At 66.8% G+C, this 17,913-nt stretch carries 16 protein-coding genes; 10 read left to right on the top strand and 6 right to left on the bottom strand.

Translation table 11 applies throughout. From position 1 onward, the window contains the following. The first annotated feature begins 81 nt into the window (after nt 1-81). Nucleotides 82-825 carry a hypothetical protein gene (locus AArcCO_RS01605; protein WP_259534628.1) on the top strand — a complete coding sequence of 248 codons (744 nt, stop codon included), beginning with the start codon at nt 82-84 and terminating at the stop codon, nt 823-825. Here the strand turns inward: AArcCO_RS01605 and AArcCO_RS01600 are convergent. Further along, nucleotides 822-1,751 (bottom strand): branched-chain amino acid transaminase, encoded by a 930-nt coding sequence (locus AArcCO_RS01600; protein WP_259534627.1) that lies wholly within the window; start codon nt 1,749-1,751, stop codon nt 822-824. The two genes, AArcCO_RS01605 and AArcCO_RS01600, sit on opposite strands and share 4 nt — an antisense overlap. 129 nt (nt 1,752-1,880) lie before the next feature. Here AArcCO_RS01600 and mutS point away from each other — a divergent pair, with 129 nt between their 5' ends. The 3 genes from mutS (at nt 1,881) to hcp (ending at nt 6,824) form a co-directional block, all read left to right on the top strand. After that, nucleotides 1,881-4,685: a DNA mismatch repair protein MutS gene (gene mutS, locus AArcCO_RS01595; RefSeq protein WP_259534626.1), complete on the top strand. Its 2,805-nt coding sequence runs from the start codon at nt 1,881-1,883 to the stop codon at nt 4,683-4,685. Then, nucleotides 4,682-5,341, top strand: coding sequence for a helix-turn-helix domain-containing protein (locus AArcCO_RS01590; protein ID WP_259534624.1), 660 nt, complete (start codon nt 4,682-4,684; stop codon nt 5,339-5,341). Before mutS ends, AArcCO_RS01590 begins: the two co-directional genes overlap by 4 nt. Nucleotides 5,342-5,510: 169 nt before the next feature. After that, a complete protein-coding gene (hcp, locus tag AArcCO_RS01585) occupies nt 5,511-6,824 on the top strand; it encodes a hydroxylamine reductase (RefSeq protein ID WP_259534623.1) in 1,314 nt (437 codons plus the stop codon). 220 nt (nt 6,825-7,044) lie between these two features. Here hcp and ftsY read toward each other — a convergent pair whose 3' ends face one another. The 3 genes from ftsY to rpl18a are packed head-to-tail and all read right to left on the bottom strand — an operon-like array spanning nt 7,045 to nt 8,790. Next, complete coding sequence (gene ftsY, locus AArcCO_RS01580; protein ID WP_259534621.1) at nt 7,045-8,151, bottom strand: signal recognition particle-docking protein FtsY; 1,107 nt, start codon at nt 8,149-8,151, stop codon at nt 7,045-7,047. 4 nt (nt 8,152-8,155) lie between these two features. Continuing rightward, a complete protein-coding gene (gene pfdA / locus AArcCO_RS01575; RefSeq protein WP_259534620.1) occupies nt 8,156-8,614 on the bottom strand; it encodes a prefoldin subunit alpha in 459 nt (152 codons plus the stop codon). Then, nucleotides 8,614-8,790 (bottom strand): 50S ribosomal protein L18Ae, encoded by a 177-nt coding sequence (gene rpl18a / locus AArcCO_RS01570; protein WP_259534619.1) that lies wholly within the window; start codon nt 8,788-8,790, stop codon nt 8,614-8,616. Before rpl18a ends, pfdA begins: the two co-directional genes overlap by 1 nt. A gap of 102 nt (nt 8,791-8,892) precedes the next feature. On the opposite strand from rpl18a, the gene AArcCO_RS01565 reads away from it, so the two are divergent. From AArcCO_RS01565 to AArcCO_RS01545, 5 genes are all read left to right on the top strand, one after another. Continuing rightward, complete coding sequence (locus tag AArcCO_RS01565; protein WP_259534617.1) at nt 8,893-9,882, top strand: tyrosine--tRNA ligase; 990 nt, start codon at nt 8,893-8,895, stop codon at nt 9,880-9,882. A 67-nt stretch (nt 9,883-9,949) separates the two neighbouring features. Then, nucleotides 9,950-11,182 (top strand): digeranylgeranylglycerophospholipid reductase, encoded by a 1,233-nt coding sequence (locus AArcCO_RS01560; RefSeq protein WP_259534616.1) that lies wholly within the window; start codon nt 9,950-9,952, stop codon nt 11,180-11,182. Nucleotides 11,183-11,283: 101 nt separating this feature from the next. Continuing rightward, a complete protein-coding gene (locus AArcCO_RS01555; RefSeq protein ID WP_259534615.1) occupies nt 11,284-12,438 on the top strand; it encodes a thiamine ABC transporter substrate-binding protein in 1,155 nt (384 codons plus the stop codon). A gap of 79 nt (nt 12,439-12,517) precedes the next feature. Beyond that, on the top strand, nt 12,518-14,290 hold the full coding sequence (locus AArcCO_RS01550; RefSeq protein WP_345780894.1) for an ABC transporter permease: 1,773 nt from the start codon (nt 12,518-12,520) through the stop codon (nt 14,288-14,290). After that, nucleotides 14,290-15,432: an ABC transporter ATP-binding protein gene (locus tag AArcCO_RS01545; protein WP_259534614.1), complete on the top strand. Its 1,143-nt coding sequence runs from the start codon at nt 14,290-14,292 to the stop codon at nt 15,430-15,432. The genes AArcCO_RS01550 and AArcCO_RS01545 overlap by 1 nt, the downstream gene beginning before the upstream one ends. Before the next feature lie 56 nt (nt 15,433-15,488). Here the strand turns inward: AArcCO_RS01545 and AArcCO_RS01540 are convergent, their stop codons facing one another. Beyond that, nucleotides 15,489-16,481: a HEAT repeat domain-containing protein gene (locus AArcCO_RS01540; RefSeq protein WP_259534613.1), complete on the bottom strand. Its 993-nt coding sequence runs from the start codon at nt 16,479-16,481 to the stop codon at nt 15,489-15,491. A gap of 98 nt (nt 16,482-16,579) precedes the next feature. Continuing rightward, nucleotides 16,580-16,828 carry a hypothetical protein gene (locus AArcCO_RS01535; RefSeq protein WP_259534612.1) on the bottom strand — a complete coding sequence of 83 codons (249 nt, stop codon included), beginning with the start codon at nt 16,826-16,828 and terminating at the stop codon, nt 16,580-16,582. A 105-nt stretch (nt 16,829-16,933) separates the two neighbouring features. Between AArcCO_RS01535 and AArcCO_RS01530 the strand changes: the two genes are divergently transcribed. After that, nucleotides 16,934-17,911 carry an NOG1 family protein gene (locus AArcCO_RS01530; RefSeq protein WP_259534611.1) on the top strand — a complete coding sequence of 326 codons (978 nt, stop codon included), beginning with the start codon at nt 16,934-16,936 and terminating at the stop codon, nt 17,909-17,911. The last annotated feature ends 2 nt before the right edge of the window (nt 17,912-17,913 follow it).

Raw genomic sequence — 17,913 nt, 5'->3', positions numbered from 1 at the left:
GGCGCCGGGACCGTCGGATAATACGGGATCGGCAATCGCGTAGTAACAACCCATTTCACCAGTCGCCGGTGATCAACAGACGTGGACGTAGAGCTCGTCGTCGGCGTCGTCGCACTCGGGGTAATACACGGCGTGTTGCCGGATCACGGCTGGCCGATCGCCGCGGCCTACGCACTCGATCGCCCGCGCAAGTGGATCAGCGGGACGATCGCCGGGATGGTCCTCGGCGTCGGCCACCTGATAAGCAGCGTGGCGCTCGTGGTCGCGTACTTTTCGGTGAGCCGGTTCGCCGCGTTCGCGGAGGGGCCGTACATGAAACCGCTCGCCGGTGCGATGCTGATCCTGCTGGGGATCCACGAATACGTGAGCGGGGGACACGGCCACCACGACCACGATCACGATCACGATCACGACCACGATCACGATCACGACCACGATCACGATCACGACGAGAACGACGAACCCGGGCTGCTCGGCCGGATCCGTGCTCGACTCCCCGGCGGAAACGGCAGCCACGACCACTTCGACGAGAGCCACGCGGAAGGGGGCCTTCGAACCCTCGGGATGACCGCCCTCCTGTTGGGGTTCGCCCACGAGGAGCCGCTCCAGATCCTCGCGATCTGTGCGGGGACCGAGTTCTGTCTCGAGTTGATGCTGGTCTACTCGGTTGCGGTGATCCTGGCGATCCTCGCGCCGACGCTGCTTTTGATCGCGGGGTATCAGACCCACCGCGAGCGCATCGAGCAGTACACGCCGTATCTGCCGACGTTGACTGCGGTCGTCCTGATACTCGTCGGGCTCGCGTTCGTGTTCGGCGTGTTCTAGACGTAGGTGAACCAGTCGTCGTGGGCGTCGGTCTTCCGCTCGACGAGTTCGAAGAACGCCTGCTGGATCTCCTCGGTGACGGGTCCCCGGGTGCCGCCGCCGATCTCGACGTTGTCAACCTTCCGGATCGGGGTGACCTCCGCGGCGGAGCCGGTGAAGAACAGTTCGTCTGCGGTGTATAGCTGTCCCCGGGAGATGACCGCCTCGTCGTGGACCGCGTAGCCGCGCTCCTCGGCGAGCGTGATCACCGTGTCGCGGGTGATCCCCTCGAGGATGCTCTGGGCCGGGCCAGTGGTGTAGATCTCGCCGTCGTTCACCATAAAGAGGTTCTCTCCGGGACCCTCGGCGACGTTGCCCTCCTTGTTGAGCACGATTGCCTCGACGTAGCCGTTCCGCCGAGCCTCCTCGCCGGCGAGCATCGAGTTGACGTACAGCCCGGTCGTCTTCACGTTCGTCGGAATCTGTGAAGAGGCGTGCTTCCGCCAGGAGGAGACCATCACGTCGACGCCGTTTTCGAGCGCCTCCTCGCCGAGATACGCCCCCCACGGCCAGGCGGCGATCGCGACGTCGGTGGGACAGTCGCCCGGCGAGACGCCAAGCGAGTGGTAGCCGTAGTACGCGATCGGCCGGATGTAACAGCTCTCGAGCCCCTCTCGACGGAGGAGTTCAAGCGTCGCGTCCGTCAACTCCTCGTGAGTGTGACCGATGTCGAGTTCGTACGGCTTCGCGGAGTCGTAGAGACGATCGAGATGTTCGTCCCACCGGAATATCGCCGGGCCGTTTTCGGTGTCGTAACAGCGAACCCCTTCGAACACGCCCGTCCCGTAGTGGAGCGCGTGGGTGAGAACGTGGGTCGTGGCGTCCTCCCAGTCCACGAACTCTCCGTTCAGCCAAATCGTGTCGACGTCCATCTCGTGGAAAGCCATGTCAGTGGGGTCGACGTGGCGGGGCATAAATGTGGGAGATGGGGACAGCTCCCGACGGCGAGGCAGGTCGAGGGGAAGCGCCACGGCAGACCCACAGCGTTTTACCGCCCGCCCGCCCGACAAACGGGTATGACTGACGGGATCGTCGGCGAGTTCCTCTCGCTGAAAGAGGAGACCGACGCGGACCTGCTGGCGATGCAGTGTGGCGACTTCTACGAGTTCTTCGCCGAGGACGCCGAACTCGTCGGTCGGGAGCTCGACTTGAAGGTCTCCCAGAAGTCCTCCCACGGGTCGTCGTACCCGATGGCGGGCGTTCCACTGTCGGAGCTTTCGCCGTACCTGAAGGCGCTGGTCGAGAAGGGGTACCGCGTCGCCGTCGCCGACCAGTACGACACCGACGGCGGCGGCCACGCCCGGGAGATCACGAAAGTCGTCACCCCCGGGACGTTTCTCGGCACCCACGACGCGGACGCGCAGTATCTCGCCGCGGTCGTCGCCGACCGCGATGGCACAGCCTCCGGCGACCACGACGACGGGACGGACACGGCGTACGGGCTCGCGTTCGCGGACGTGACGACTGGTCGGTTCACCGCGACCGCCGTCGAGGATCGGGACGCCGCCCGCGCGGAGCTGCACCGGTTCGCCCCGGCGGAGGTGATTCCCGGGCCGTCGGTGCGGACCGACGAGCCGATGCTGTCGGCGATCCGGGAGGAGACCGACGCGACGCTGTCGCTGCCGGACGCCGAGCTGTTCGCGACGGGACGGGCCCGACACGCCGTCCGCGAGCAGTTCGGGGCGTCGACGCCGGAGACGGTGGGGCTCGACTCCGAGGTCGCAATCCGGGCGGCCGGCGCCGTCGTCGGCTACACGGAGGCGACCGGCGCCGGTGTGACCGCCGCGATGACCCGGCTCCAGGCCTACGAGTCCGGCGACCACGTCGCACTGGACGCGACCACCCAGCGCAACCTGGAACTCACCGAGACGATGCAGGGGGGCCGGGAGGGATCGCTGTTCGCGACGCTGGATCACACGGTGACGACCCCCGGTCGCCGGCTGCTCCGGGAGTGGCTCACCCGCCCCCGACGTGATCGGGCGGAGATCGACCGCCGACTCGACGCCCTGGAGGCGTTCGCCTCGGCAGCGCTCGCGCGGGATCGGGTCCGGGACGTCCTCGGCGAGGCTGGCGACCTGGAGCGGCTCGGCTCCCGGACGGCAAACGGGAGCGCCGACGCCCGCGATCTGCTTTCGGTTCGGGACACGCTCGCGGTTCCCGACCGGCTGCTCGAGGCGATCGACGGCACCGAACTCGAGGGGTCGCCGATCGCCGAGACGCTTCACGGGCTCGATCTCGAAACCGTCCGCGGAACGCGGGAAGAGCTCGCCTCGGCGCTCGCGGAAGACCCTCCAGACTCGGTCAGGCAGGGCGGGCTGTTCCAGCGTGGGTACGACGAGGAACTCGACGAAATCATCGACCGTCACGAGGAGGTCCGCGAGTGGCTCGACGGGCTGGCCGACCGGGAGCGGGAACGCCACGGACTCTCGCACGTCACCGTCGATCGGAACAAGACGGACGGCTACTACATCCAGGTCGGCAAGTCCGTCGCCGATCAGGTGCCGGCGCACTACCGCGAGGTGAAGACGCTGAAGAACTCCAAGCGGTTCACCACCGACGAGCTGGAAGAGCGGGAGCGGGAGGTGCTCCGCCTGGAGGAGGCCCGCGGCGAACTGGAACACGAGCTGTTCTGCGAGCTCCGGGAACGCGTCGCCGACCGGGCGGAGCTGCTGCAGGACGTCGGCCGGGCGCTTGCGAGGGTTGACGTCCTCGCCGCGCTCGCGGAACACGCCGCCGTCAACGGCTGGACGCGCCCGACCGTCACCGACGGCGACGAGCTGTCGATCGAGGCGGGCCGACACCCCGTCGTCGAGCAGTCAACCGAGTTCGTCCCGAACGACCTCGCGATGGACGACCGCCGGCGGTTCCTGCTGGTCACCGGCCCGAACATGAGCGGGAAGTCGACGTATATGCGCCAGGCCGCGCTGATCGCGTTGCTCGCGCAGGCGGGCAGCTTCGTCCCCGCCCGCGAGGCGACCGTCGGTGTCGTCGACGGCATCTACACCCGCGTCGGGGCGCTCGACGAACTCGCGGAGGGTAGATCGACGTTCATGGTGGAGATGCAGGAACTGTCGAACATTCTCCACTCGGCGACCGAAGACTCCCTCGTGATACTCGACGAAGTCGGCCGCGGGACCGCCACCTACGACGGGATTTCGATCGCCTGGGCGGCCACCGAGTACCTCCACAACGAGGTGGGCGCGAAGACGCTGTTTGCGACCCACTACCACGAACTGACGACGCTCGCCGAGCATCTCCCCCGAGTCGAGAACATCCACGTCGCCGCCGAGGAACGCGACGGCGACGTGACGTTCCTCCGGACGATCCGGGAGGGGCCCACGGATCGCTCCTACGGCATCCACGTGGCCGACCTCGCTGGAGTTCCGGAGCCGGTCGTCTCCCGGGCCGGCGAGGTGCTCGGGCGGCTCCGCGAGGAGAAGGCCATCGAGGCGCGCGGCTCCGGTGGCGGGGATGTGGAGGCCGGCGACGAGTTCGGCAAGGGGGCCGGCGAACCGGTCCAGGCGGTGTTCGACCTCTCGTCGGGGTCGTTCCGGTCGGCGGACGGCGACGACGGTCCAGCCGGCGACGATCCGAAGCCTGACGGACGGGCCGAGGGGACGGATCGGGAAGCCGGTCCGGCCCTCCCGCCGGGGGCCGACGAGGTGCTGGATGAACTCTCGGAGACGGACGTCAACGAAACACCGCCGGTCGAACTGATGGCGAAAGTCCAGGAGTGGCAAGCACGGATCGTCGACGGCGACGACGACTCCGGGGGAACCGCCGCCCGAGGCGAAGAGCCCGAAGAGGCGCCAGAGCGATGAGCAGGGCGCGGATCGTACTGGAGATGCCCGAGGGAGTGTGGGTCTCGGAAGTGACGGCGGAACATCCGGACGCGACGGTCTGCGTGCTGTCGGCCGTCCCGGCGGAGGACTCCGGGATCGCCCTGATCACCGTCTACGCAGACGACCCGGACGAAATCGTCCCGGCGATCGAATCCCATCCTGGAATTCTCGAAGCGGAACTGGTCCACGAATCAACGGGACAGGTGACAGTCCAGATCGAAACCAGGACGCCGATGCTCGTCTTGTCGGCCCAGACGTCGGGCGTGCTGATCGACTTCCCGGTGCGCATCAGCGAGGGGCAGGTCACCCTCGAGGTGAGTGGCGCCGCCGACAGGCTGGCGGCGTTGTTCGAGGAGTTCGAACGGGCGGGGGTCGAGTACCGGGTCGAGTACATCCGCGATGATCCCCGTCCGGAGGAGTTGCTGACGGAGACGCAGCGTGATCTGCTGTTGACCGCCGTCGAACAGGGCTACTACGAGACGCCGCGACAGTGTTCGTTGACGGAACTCGCCGAGGAGGTTGGCCTGGCGAAGTCGACCTGCAGCGAGACACTCCAGCGGGCAGAGGGGGCCGTGATCGAGACATTCGTCGAAGAACTGACCGGCCCAATCGGGTTACAGTCGGACGTCCGGTGATCCCTTCTCGTCGGAGCGATGCGCGCCCGACGCTGCCACTTCGTCGGCCGATCGTGTCACGCCGCCCCACGGGACTTTTATACTCGAGCCGAACGCGTTCGGGAATCGGTATCCGACGGTAGGAATCTCGGCCGACGTTTTGGTGTCGACTCCCCTCCCTTCGAATACGATGTTCTGTAACCAGTGCGAGCAGACGCCCGACGGCGGCTGTACGACACGCGGCGTGTGTGGCAAAGAGCCCGACATCCAGGGGATCCAGGATCTGACTGTCTACGGTCTCAAGGGTGTCTCGGCGTACGCCACCCACGCCCGCCGGCTGGGCTACCGTGATCCGGAGGTCGACGCCGCAGTCCACGAGGCGCTGTACTCGACGCTGACGAACGTGAACTTCGACCCCGAGGAGACGCTCGAACAGGCGCTGGAGGTCGGCGAGGCGGCCGTCTCCGCGATGGAACTGCTCGACGAAGCGCACACGAACGAACTCGGCGTCCCCGAACCCACTGAAGTTCCTCAGAACGGCGTCGAGGGCAACGCGATTTTGGTCACGGGTCACGATCTCCACGACCTCAAGCAGTTGCTCGAACAGTCGGACGGCGAGGGTGTGTCCGTGTACACCCACTCGGAGATGCTGCCCGCTCACGCGTACCCGGAGCTTGCGAAGTACGACCACCTGAAGGGGAACGTCGGCGGCGCCTGGCACGACCAGCGCACCCTGTTCGTCGACTTCCCGGGCGCGATCGTCGGAACGAGCAACTGTGTCCAGCCCACCCGCGAGGCGTACGAGGACCGCTTTTTCACCACCGGCGTCGCCGGGCTCGAGGAGGCCGTCTCGATCGAGGACGGCGACTTCTCCCCCGTGATCGAGAAAGCGAAGTCGCTGCCGGCGGTCGACTGGGAGCCGACCGGCACAGTGACGACGGGCTTCCACCACCAGCCGGTCCTGGAGCTGGCCGACGAGATCATCGACGCGATCGAGGCGGGCAAACTGCGGCACGTCTTCGTCGTCGCGGGGTGTGACGCCCCCACCCCCGGTCGTGACTACTACCGCGAGCTCGTGAAGTCGATCCCCGAAGACTGCATCGTGATGACGACCTCCTGCGGGAAGTTCCGGTTCAACGACCTCGAGTTCGGGACGGTCCCGGGGACGGAGATCCCGCGGTTCCTCGATCAGGGGCAGTGTAACAACTCCTATTCGACGGTGCGGATCGCCACTGCCCTCGCGGAGGAACTCGACTGCGGCGTCAACGACCTCCCGGTGAGCATCGTGCTGTCGTGGTTCGAGCAGAAGGCGGTCGCGGTGCTTTTGGGGCTGCTGTCGCTGGGCGTCGAGGATATCCGGCTGGGCCCGTCGATCCCGGAGTTCCTCACGCCGGAGCTGGTGGAGGCGCTGAACGCCGAGTACGGCCTCCAGCCGATCGGCGAGCCGCAGGCGGACCTCCAGGAGATGCTCGGTGGACAGGTCGCGCCCGGTGCCGCGGACTGAACCGGTTTAAAAGGAAGAGCGCCTTCGGCTCCCGGTGAAACGCCTCGGGGTCAAGCCCCGAGGCTTCCCGTGGTAGGCCCCTGGTCTGTTTTCGATCGAACCGTCGGGTGTCCCGTGTCATAATGATTATTCTCGGCCGTAACCGGACGATCGACCCACCGGGTGGCCGATCGACCCACCGGATGGCCGATCGACCGGTAAATCGCTACAATAATCAGTATCAGTCGCCGAGCAGCCGGTCGACGAGCTCCCCGGGATCGAATCGCTCGAGGTCGTCGTACCCCTGGCCGGTGCCCAGAAAGAGGATCGGCTTGCCGGTGACGTACGCGATCGAGATCGCCGCCCCGCCCGAGGAGTCGGCGTCGGCTTTCGTGAGGATCGCCCCGTCGATCTCGGCGGCCTCGTTGAACTGTTTCGCACGCTGGACCGCGTCCTGTCCGGCGACCGCCTCGTCGACGAACAGCGTCAGGTCCGGATCGACGACCCGATCGATCTTCTCCAGCTGGGCCATCAGGTCGTCGCTGGTGTGGAGCCGCCCCGCCGTATCGCCCAACACGACGTCGACGTCGTGGGCCTTCGCGTACTCCACGCCGTCGTAGATGACCGCGGCGGGGTCGCCCCCCTGTTCGTGGCTGATCAGCTTCCGGCCGAGTCGGTCGGCGTGTTCGGAGATCTGCTCGTTGGCGCCCGCCCGGTAGGTGTCGCCGTTTGCAAGCACCGACGAGTAGCCCCGATCCGCGAGCCACTCCGACAGTTTGGCGATGCTGGTGGTCTTGCCGACGCCGTTGACGCCGGTAAAGACGATTACCACCGGCGACTCGGTCCCCTCGATTCGGGACTCGAAGTCGAACTGGCCGACGGAGATCACGTCGAGCAGGGCGTCCTGCAGCGCCGATTCGACGAGCTCTCCGGTGGTTTCGACCTGCTTTCGGGTCTCCCCGAGCATGTTCTCGCGGACGTTCTCGAGGATCCGTTCCGCGACGCTCATCTCGACGTCGCTTTCCAGAAGCGCCATTTCCAGCTCCCACAGCGGCTCCTCGAGGTCCTCCTCCTCGATGATGATCCGGCCGGTCGCGAACGCCTTCGCTCGGGCGAACGTGCCGGGGCCGTCCTCCTCGGCAGGTTCGTCGGCCGATCCCTCGGCAGATTCCACCGACGTTTCGTCTTCGGATGCTGCAGCGTCGACCGCAGCTTCCGGTTCGGCTTCCTCTTCGACTTCCGGTTCGGCTTCCTCTTCGACTTCCGGTTCGGCTTCCTCTTCGACTTCGGCCGAGTCTTCGACGTCCTCGCGGAACCCGTTCAGCTTCTCTTTGAGTCCGTCGAACACGGCTCTACTCGTCCTCGTCTTCCTGCATCTGCTGCATCTGCTGCATCTGCTGTTGCTGCATCTGCTGTTGCATCTGCTGGGCCTGCGTTTCGAGTCGTTCGCTCTCGCTTTCGAGTTCGCTGATCTGCTCGCGGACCTCCTCGATCTGGTCGTCGAGCGACTCCTTTTTCAGCTCCAGGGCGTCCGCGGCGTCCTCCTGGTCCTGTTCGAGCGCGTAGTCCGCGCCGATCTTGACGATGATCTCGTCGATGTCCTGGATCTCCGCCCGGACGTACGCGCCGCCGCCGAGGGGGACCTGCACCGTCGCGTCGGTCTCGAGCAGCTCGATCGCCTCCATCGCGTCGTCGATGTCGGCTTTCTCCCCGTTGATCTCCTCGATCTCCCCTTCGAGCTCCTCGATCTCCTCTTCGATCATCTGGAGCTCCTGGGAGAGCTGCTGGAGCTGCTGTTGTCCGCCACCCATCATTGTGCAGCCACCTCCTCGATTTCGACCTGCGTGCGCTTGAGCCCGTGCTCGCTGCCGAACTGCGAGAACACGTGTTCGCGGGCGACCGACTCGTTTTCGGCGTCGATCGTTCGTTCGAACGGCTGTTTGTCTTCTCTCGTCTGGAACCGACCGCTCACGACGAATTGAGCCATGTCACGGAATCCGGGAGCGAGCGGGAAGTATCTTCCTAATAAGGACGGTCGGGTGCCGCCGGCATCCAGAAGTCATATCCCGCCGCCCGCGGATTCGGGAGTATGGACGCCTACGAGCTGCTCACCCGGAACGCCGACGAGGTGATCACCGAAGACGAGGTCGAAGCGCTGGCCGCGGATCCGGACGGAGCGCGGGCGTACGTCGGGTACGAGCCGTCCGGCGTCCTCCATCTGGGACATATGCTGACGGCCAACAAGCTGATCGACCTCCAGGAGGTCGGGATGGAAGTCGTGGTGCTGCTCGCGGACGTTCACGCCTATCTCAACGGGAAGGGTACCTTCGAGGAGATCCGCGAGACCGCACAGCGGATGCGCCAGCAGTTTCTCGCGTACGGCCTCGACCCCGACGAGACGGAGTTCGTCTACGGATCCGAGTTCCAGCTCGACGAAGAGTACGTGCTGGACCTCCACGAACTCGAGCTGTCGACGACGCTCAACCGCGCCCAGCGGGCGATGGCCGAGCTGCAAAGCGGCGAGACTGCAAAAGTGAGCCACGTGGTGTACCCGCTGATGCAGGCGCTGGACATCGAGTACCTGGATCTCGATCTGGCGGTCGGCGGTATGGACCAGCGGAAGGTCCACATGCTCCACCGCGAGGAGATCGAGGACCTGGGTTACGAGGCGCGACCCTGTCTGCACACGCCGATCATCGCCGACCTCGGTACTGGCGTCGGGAAGATGTCCTCCTCGACCGGCGTGACGATCTCGATGGAGGACACCCGCGAGGAGATCGAACAGAAGGTAAACGACGCCTTCTGCCCGCCCACCCGCGACCCCGATCCCGACGAGGACGGCAACGAGCGTGAAAACCCTGTCCTCGAACTGTTCCAGTACCACGTGTTCCCCCGGTTCGAGACGGTCGTCGTCGAGCGGCCCGAAAAGTACGGCGGCGACCTCACCTACGAGGCGTACGAGGCGCTCGCGACGCACCTCGAGTCCGGCGAGCTCCACCCCGCCGACGCGAAGGGCGCTCTCGCGGAGTATCTCGACCGGCTGATCGAACCCGGACGCGAGAAGCTGACTGTCGGGTGACACGATCGGAACGGTTCCCCGTCTGTTTTCCCCGGGTTATTTTACGATCCTCACGTACTCACGCCTCATGCACGACGGGTACGACGTCGTAATCGCCGGGGCTGGTCCCGCCGGCACACAGTGTGCGCGCGACCTCGCGAACCGGGGTTTCGACGTCGTCGTTCTGGAAGCCGAACCGGAGGATGGGTTCCCGCGACAGAGCAACAAGTCAACTGGGGGAACGTTCCCCTCGATGTTGACCGCGTTCGGGATCCCCGATGACGTGGTGATGCAGTTCACGGACACCGTCGTCATCGAATCCCCGAACGAACACTTCGTTCAAGAGCAAACGGGTGCGGTGCTGGAGTTCGCCGACTTCAAGCGGTTCCTCGTCGAGGACGGCCGGGACGCCGGCGCCGAGTACCGGTTCGACGCCCGAGTGTCCAACCCGGTCGTGGAGGACGGCGAGATCGTCGGCGTCGAGTACAACGGCACCGAGACGGTGTACGGGGACATCGTGATCGATGCAACCGGCCCGTCCGCCCCGCTGGCGAAGGCGCTCGGGGTCAGCGACCTGCAGCGGGACCACCAGGCGATCGGCATCGAGTACGAACTCGAGGGGATCGAACTCGATCGCGACGGCTACGCCGACCTCGAAGACGCGATGATGCTCCGCCTCGATCACGAGTACGCTCCAGGCGGCTACTCGTGGATCTTCCACACCGGCGAGGACACCGCCAAGGTCGGCGTCTGTTACATCCAAAACGAGAGCTACCAGCGGTACGCCGACGAACGCCGCACCGTCGACGGCTACCTCCAGCACTGGATCGACACCGACCCCCGCTTTGCGGACGCCGAACCCATCGAGGGGAAACAGCACCGGGGCTCGGCACACATCCAGCCGCCTGGAAAACTGAGCACGGATAACTTCATGGCGATCGGCGACACGGTCCCGTCGATCGACCCGCTGTGGGGCGAGGGGATCCACAAGGGGATGCGTTCGGCGCGGGCGGCCGCGATGACAGTCGATCACTGTCTCACCCCAGAGGAACGGGACACCTCCGCGGAGAACATCGCCCTGTACGAGGAACTCTGGCACCGCGAGGTCGCCCCCCGGATGGACGCCCGCCTGTTGATGACCGAACTGATGTACTTCGCCCCCAACGAACGGTACGACACTCTCCTTCGAGATCTCGGCGAGCTGGAACCCGACACGCTCGCGCGAGCCAACAAAGGGGACAAACGCGCGATCGCGAAGCTGCTGCACCTCCGGGACGTTCCCCTACTGGCGTCGTTCGCCAGGAACCGTCTCGGGAACTGAGGACGGATCCGACCGGCCAGACAGATCCCCTCTCCGTGCGGCCGCATCCGGACGCTTCACTCCCGCCGAGCTTAAGTACAACCGGGTGAAACCACTCAGTGATGACCAGAAACGGCGCAGGACACATCACCGACCCATCGACCCGCCGGCGGTTTCTCGCGACGGCCGGCGCGGCCGGCGCGTCGGCGCTTCTGGCCGGCTGTTCGGCCGAACAGACGAACGGCGACGAGACGCCGACCGATCCCGGTGACGGCACCGAGACGGAACCGGGTGCGACCGCCGGGTCGGACGGGCCTGACACGCTCGTGGTCGGCACCTACGACTCGTTCGTCGACGCGCCGAGCACGAGCCCCGGAGCGTGGATCAAGGAGACGTTCGAGTCGGAGTTCGACGCGACGCTGGTCTGGCAGACGCCGCCGAACGACGTGAACTACTACATCGAACGGGCCGAGGCCGGCGTAGAGACGGACGCGGACGTTTACGTCGGGCTGAACGCCGACGATCTGGTCCGGATCGACGACGCGGTCTCGGAGCCGCTGTTCGACGATCCGGGCGAACTCACCCGGCGCGATCGGGTCCGCGACGGGCTGGAGTTCGACCCCGAGGGGCGGGCGGTCCCGTACGACACCGGCTACATCAGCCTGGTGTACGACTCCACGGAGACAGAGGCTCCGGAGACGTTCGAGGGCCTGCTCGAAGAGGACCACCGCGGCGAGTTGATCGCCCAGAACCCGGGCCAGTCGACGACCGGACGGGCGTTCCTGTTGCATACGATCCACCGCTACGGCGACGACTACCTCGACTTCTGGGCGGACCTCCAGGAGAACGACGTCCGGGTGCTCGGTTCGTGGAACGACGCGTACTCGGCGTGGATGGGCGGGGAAGCGCCGATGGTAGTTTCCTACTCCACCGACCAGGTGTTCGCCAGCCAGGAGGGGGCCGACCTCGATGAACACCAGATCAGGTTCCTCGACGGCGAGGGGTACGCCAACCCCGAGGGGATGGCCCGCTTTACCGACGCCAACGCCCCCGACCTCGCCCAGGAGTTCCTCGCGTTCATGCTTCGGGCCGACGTCCAGGGGGAGATCGCCCAGCGGAACGTCCAGTTCCCGGCGACCGACGACGCCGAGCTTCCCGAAGAGTACTCCCAGTACGCTCACGAACCCCCGACGGCGGTGACGTTCGGCTACGACGAACTCGCCGAGGGGCTCGAGGGGTGGATCTCCGGGTGGGAGCGTCAGTTCGCGGGCAACTGATTTGTCGGTCGACGGGAGTCGTACTGACGTGACCGAGGAGTCGTCGGCGCCGCCGACGGACGACGCAGGAAGCGACACGGTGACCCAGCGGGCGTTCGCGGGGATCGAACGCTACGCGATCGGGCTCGGAGCCGCGGCGACGGGGCTGGTTCTCGTCGCCGTCTTTTATTATCCGGTCGCCACCGTGTTTCGCGAGGCCTTCTTCCCGGAAGGACTGCTCACCGGCTCTGTATTCGTCTCGATCCTGACGGATCCCTTTTATATGGGGGAGCTTGGCCGGCTCCTGTCGGGGGAGCCGCCAGGGGAAGTGCTGCGGCGGATCGCGAGCCCGGACCGCCAGCTCGGAATACTCGGCTTCACGGCGTACCAGGCGGCGCTGTCGACGGTCGCAAGCGTCGCGCTCGGCGTGCCGGCGGCGTGGATCCTCGCCCGCTTCGAGTTCCGCGGTCGGGAAACCCTGCGGTCGCTTACGATCCTCCCGTTCGTGCTGCCGTCGATCATGGTCGCTGTCGGCTTCGTGGCGACGTTCGGGCGAAACGGCACGCTCAACGCGATCCTGGGGACCGTCGGTGTCGGCCCCGTCGAGCTGATGTTCACGCTGGAGGCGATCGTGATCGCCCACGCCTTTTACAATGCACCACTGGTGGCGCGGGTCGTCACCGCCGCCTGGGAGGCCGTCGACGCCCGGGCCATCGAGACCGCCCGGTCGCTGGGGGCGTCCCCACACCGGGCGTTCCTCGACGTGGTCGCCCCGCAGCTGTACCCCGCCGTGTTGATGGGCGCGACGCTCACGTTCGTGTTCACGTTCGCGTCGTTCCCGATCGTGCTCGCGCTGGGGGGGTTCCAGCTGGCGACCGTCGAGGTGTTCATCTACCGACTGATCAGGGATCTCAACTATGCGGAGGCAGCCGGCCTGGCGATCCTGGAACTCGTCATCTCGCTGTCGCTCACCTACGCGTATCTCCGGTACGAGGCGGCAAACGCCGTTCGCCGCGGTGCGTCGGCACCGGGGCGGCGAAAGCAGCTGTTTCCCCGGACGTGGACGCCGACTGCCCTCCTCGAGCGGTTCGCTGTCGCCGGCTACGCCCTCCTCGCGGTCGCGGTGTTCGTGTTGCCGCTCGCCAGCATGATCTGGGCGAGCCTCACCGGCCCCGCAGGGTTCACGCTGGACCACTACCGGTTCCTCCTGGAGCGGCAGGCCACGGGGGCGGCATTTCAGGTGCAGCCGTGGCCGGCGGTCAGGAACTCGCTCGTGTTCGCGGTCGCGACGCTGGGCGTGGCGGTGCCGATGGGGCTCGTCGTCGCGGTCGCCACCACGCGCCGGTATCGGGGTCGGAAAGTCGTCGACGCGCTGGCAATGGCCCCGTTTGCGGTGTCGGGGATCATCGTCGGACTCGGGCTGCTCCGGGGACTCGTGTTCGGCGTCGAGATCGGCGGCTGGCGGATCACCGTCGCCGGCGCGGTCGCCATCGTCGCCGCCCACGCGGTGAGCGCCTATCCGTTCGTCACGCGCAACGTCGCCCCCGGCCTCGAGGGGCTGGATCCGGCGTTGACCGAATCGGCGCGGGCGCTGGGGGCCTCCCGGGCCCGGGCACTCGTGGACGTCGAACTGCCGCTCGTGTGGCCCGGCGTCGTCGCGGGCGCCGCCTTCGCGGTCGCGATCAGCATCGGAGAGTTCAACTCCACGATCGTCCTCGCGACCGGCACCGACAGCTACACGATGCCGGTCGCCGTCGAGCGGTATCTCGGCCGGCGGCTCGGTCCCGCGACCGCGATGGGGGTCGTCCTGCTCGCGGTGACGAGCGCCAGTTTCATCGTCGTCGAACGGCTCGGGGGGTACGTACGACACTGATGACTCGCGAACGGACGCCCCGCGGGAGCGGAAAGAACCCGGAAGGGAACGCCCCAACGGCGGTCGAACTCGACGGCGTCACCCGGACCTACGGCGAGACCGTCGCGCTCCGTGACGTCTCGCTTTCGGTCCGGGAGGGGGAGTTTTTCACCCTCGTGGGACCGTCCGGCTGCGGGAAGACCACGACGCTGCGTTTGATCGCCGGCTTCGAGTCGCCCACCGCAGGGACGATCCGGATCGGCGGGGCAGACGTGACCGGCGTCCCCCCCGAATCCCGGAACATCGGCGTCGTGTTTCAAAACTACGCGTTGTTTCCCCACATGACCGTCGGGGAGAACGTCGGCTACGGGCTTCGGTTTGCGGATCCGCCCGACGGAAAGTCCAGGGGAGAACGCGTCGCTGAACTGCTCGAACTCGTCGATCTCCCGGGACTGCAGAACCGAAAGCCGGAGTCGCTTTCCGGCGGGCAACAACAGCGCGTCGCGATCGCCCGGGCGCTGGCGCCGGGGCCGGAGCTGCTGTTGCTCGACGAGCCGATGAGCGCCCTCGACGCCCGGTTGCGCGAACGGCTCCGACTGCAGGTAAAGCGGATCCAGACCGAACTGGGGATCACCACCGTCTACGTTACCCACGACCAGGAGGAGGCGCTGTCGATCTCCGATCGAATGGCGGTGATGCAGGACGGCCGGCTCGAACAGGTCGGGGAGCCGCGGGCGGTGTACCGCCGGCCCGACACCCGGTTCGTCGCGGAGTTCGTCGGCGACAACAACGTCTTCGTCGGCGAGGTCGTCGGCGAGGCGGTCGCCGATCCCGGTGACGGCGCGGGATCGACCGGCGCGCAACTGGACGTCGACGTCGACGGCACTCGGTTTTCCATCGCGACCGACGGAGATCCGGCGATCGATCCGCCGGCGACGGGGTCACGGGCCGTGTTCTGCGTTCGTCCGGAGGCGATGGAGCCGAACGCGGCCGAAAACCGCTTCGACGCGCGTGTCACCGGGACGGAGTTCCTGGGCGAAACCACCAGAATCCACCTGGAGTGGCGCGGGCGGGAGCTGCTGCTCAGGACGGCGGAACCGCTTTCGGGGGAGGTGACCTTCGGGTTCGACCCCGACGGGGCACATCTCGTCGAGATCGACTGAAAACTGGGTGTGTCACCGTCGGACGGAGTCCAGGGGTCAGACCGGAGACCGACAGATCAGCGGAACCCGGCCAGTTCGCGAAGCAGCGCGTTCTCCGCCTCGGCGACGGCCCCGTCTTTGAGCCCGAGCTCCGCGTCGTCAGTCGCCTCCAGCGCCGACAGCGCAGTCTCCTTGTCGGGAACCACCGACGGATGCTCCCTGGCGAAGGCGACCAGCGCCACGTGTGCGTACGTCCTGACGCCGTCGTCCGGGTCCGAGAGGGTATCCACGAGCGCCATCGACGTCCGGGGGAACCGCTGGGGTGTCGCCGCGAGCAGGTTGCCGGCCGCGATCGCGGCGCCCGTTCGGATCCGTTCGGACGCCGCCTCCATCGCCGCCGCGATGGGGCGGTCGGCGTCGCCGATCGCGTCCGCCTTCACGTGACCGACCTCCGCGACGAGCGCGAGCGACGCCGCCCGCAGGTCCTCGTGGTCGGAACCCAGCCGGCGGATCGCCGGTTCGAGACCCTTTGCCGCCGCGTCCTCGTGGCAGGAGCCGAGCTGCGCGAGTGCCCGGATCCCGAGATACGAGAGTTCCGGCTCCCGCCTGTCCGCAAAGGCTGCGAGGTCGTCGGCCCACACCTCGAACTCGCGGGGGCGACGCTCGCCGAGCCACGCCAGCGTCTCGCCGGCCATCTCCCGGACGTCCGGGTCGCCCTCCGACGCCAGAACGAGCAGGTCGCCGACCCTGTCGCCCGCCGCGGTGGGGTCCCGATACACGAGTTCGTGGACGCGAACCGCGTACTCCCTCGGGGAGAGTGACGTCTCTTCGGATCCGGATTCGGTCCGGATCCCGTCGTCGTCCGTGCGATACCGATCCGTAGCGCTGTCGCCGGCGGCCCCGTCCGCAGTCGTTCGAACGGGGACGTCGTCCGGATCGACGACCAGACCCTGGACCTGATCGAACGACGGGTGGGTCGGAGCTCCGCCGTCGGTTCGATCAGGTCGGTCAGTCGATCCTTCCGTCTCGGGGTCCGGTCGCGCGTCCGGACCCGGTCCCGGTGCCGGCATTACGTGATCACACCCATCCTCTCGTCGAGATACTGACGCTTACAGTTTAAAGGTTTGTCAGACGTTCTCGGGAACGATAATTCGACGGGGAGGGCCAATCACGCACGGCGTCGGAACGAAACGACCGTCCCGACGACGTCCTGCCCGTCGATCGTCTCTGTGGTCACGTTCAGCCCGAGCGTCTCCTCGGGGTCGAGCACCTCGTGGGTGAGCGCCTCGAGGTCGTCGGCGCTCGCGTCGCCCTCGAGCACGACGATCCGCACGCGATCCCGATTGACGCTCACTTCGGCGACGTCGTAGCCGTTCGTCTCGAACGTCTCCCGCAACGCGGTCTGCAGTTCCGTCATAGAGGGACTGACAGCCCCCTCGGACAAAAACTTCCGTGCTCGGGGCGGCATCGTCCGAGGGCCGAACGGACGGTCTTATACGGCCGGACCGCGAAGAGACGGGAAATGATATTCGAGGACCTCCCGACGACGCCGCGAGCGGAGGAACTCATCGACAAAGCGTTCTCCCGGGCGGCGCGGTCCGGCCGCGCGAAGAGCGGCCTGGAGGCCCAGCAGTCGATGCTCACGACGGCGGGCAACATTCTCTCGGACAACCTCGAGAACGTCGTCACCGCCTGGCCCGACTTCGAGTACGAGGTCGATCCGTTCTACAGGGAACTCGCCGACGCGATCGTCGGCGTCGACGAACTCCGCCAGTCGCTGTCGCGGATCACCTGGGCGAGCCGACAGGTGGGCTCGATCCGCAACGAGTACCAGTCGAAGCTCCGGAAGACCGACGTCGACACCGCACGGAAACAGCGCAAGCAGGCGTTCGCCCGGATGGCTGACGTGGTCCGGCAGATCGAAGACGACCTCGAACTGGTCGGGGAGGCCCGCGACGCGTTGAAGAACCTCCCGGACGTTCGGGCCGACGAGCCCGCGATCGTCGTCGCCGGCTATCCGAACGTCGGCAAGTCCTCCTTCGTCAACGACGTCACGCGCGCCTCCAACGAGATCGCGCGGTACCCCTTCACCACGAAGGGCGTCCAGCTCGGCCACTTCACACGGGGCCACATCAGGTACCAGATCATCGACACCCCCGGGTTGCTCGACCGCCCCGAGGAGGAGCGAAACGAGATCGAACAGCAGGCAGTCAGCGCGCTGGAACATCTCGCCGACGTCGTGGTGTTCCTCGTCGACGCGAGCGGGTCGTGTGGCTATCCGCTCGAATCGCAGCTCGCGCTCCGAGACGAACTCGAAGAGCGGTTCTCCCGTCGCGGGATCGAGCTCATCACCGTCTGTAACAAAAGCGACCGGTCGACCGACGTCGATGCGGACGCCTACATGAGCGTCGAGACCGGCGAGAACGTCGAACGGGTGCTCGAGATGGCCGCAGACGCTGTCGAGTTCGAGGGAGAGCTCCCGCCGTCCCGGCAGGAGTGACG

It is taken from the genome of Halalkaliarchaeum sp. AArc-CO (assembly GCF_024972735.1).
In the GTDB taxonomy this organism is placed as follows: Archaea; Halobacteriota; Halobacteria; order Halobacteriales; family Haloferacaceae; genus Halalkaliarchaeum.
This window is presented reverse-complemented; position numbering and strand designations above follow the sequence as displayed.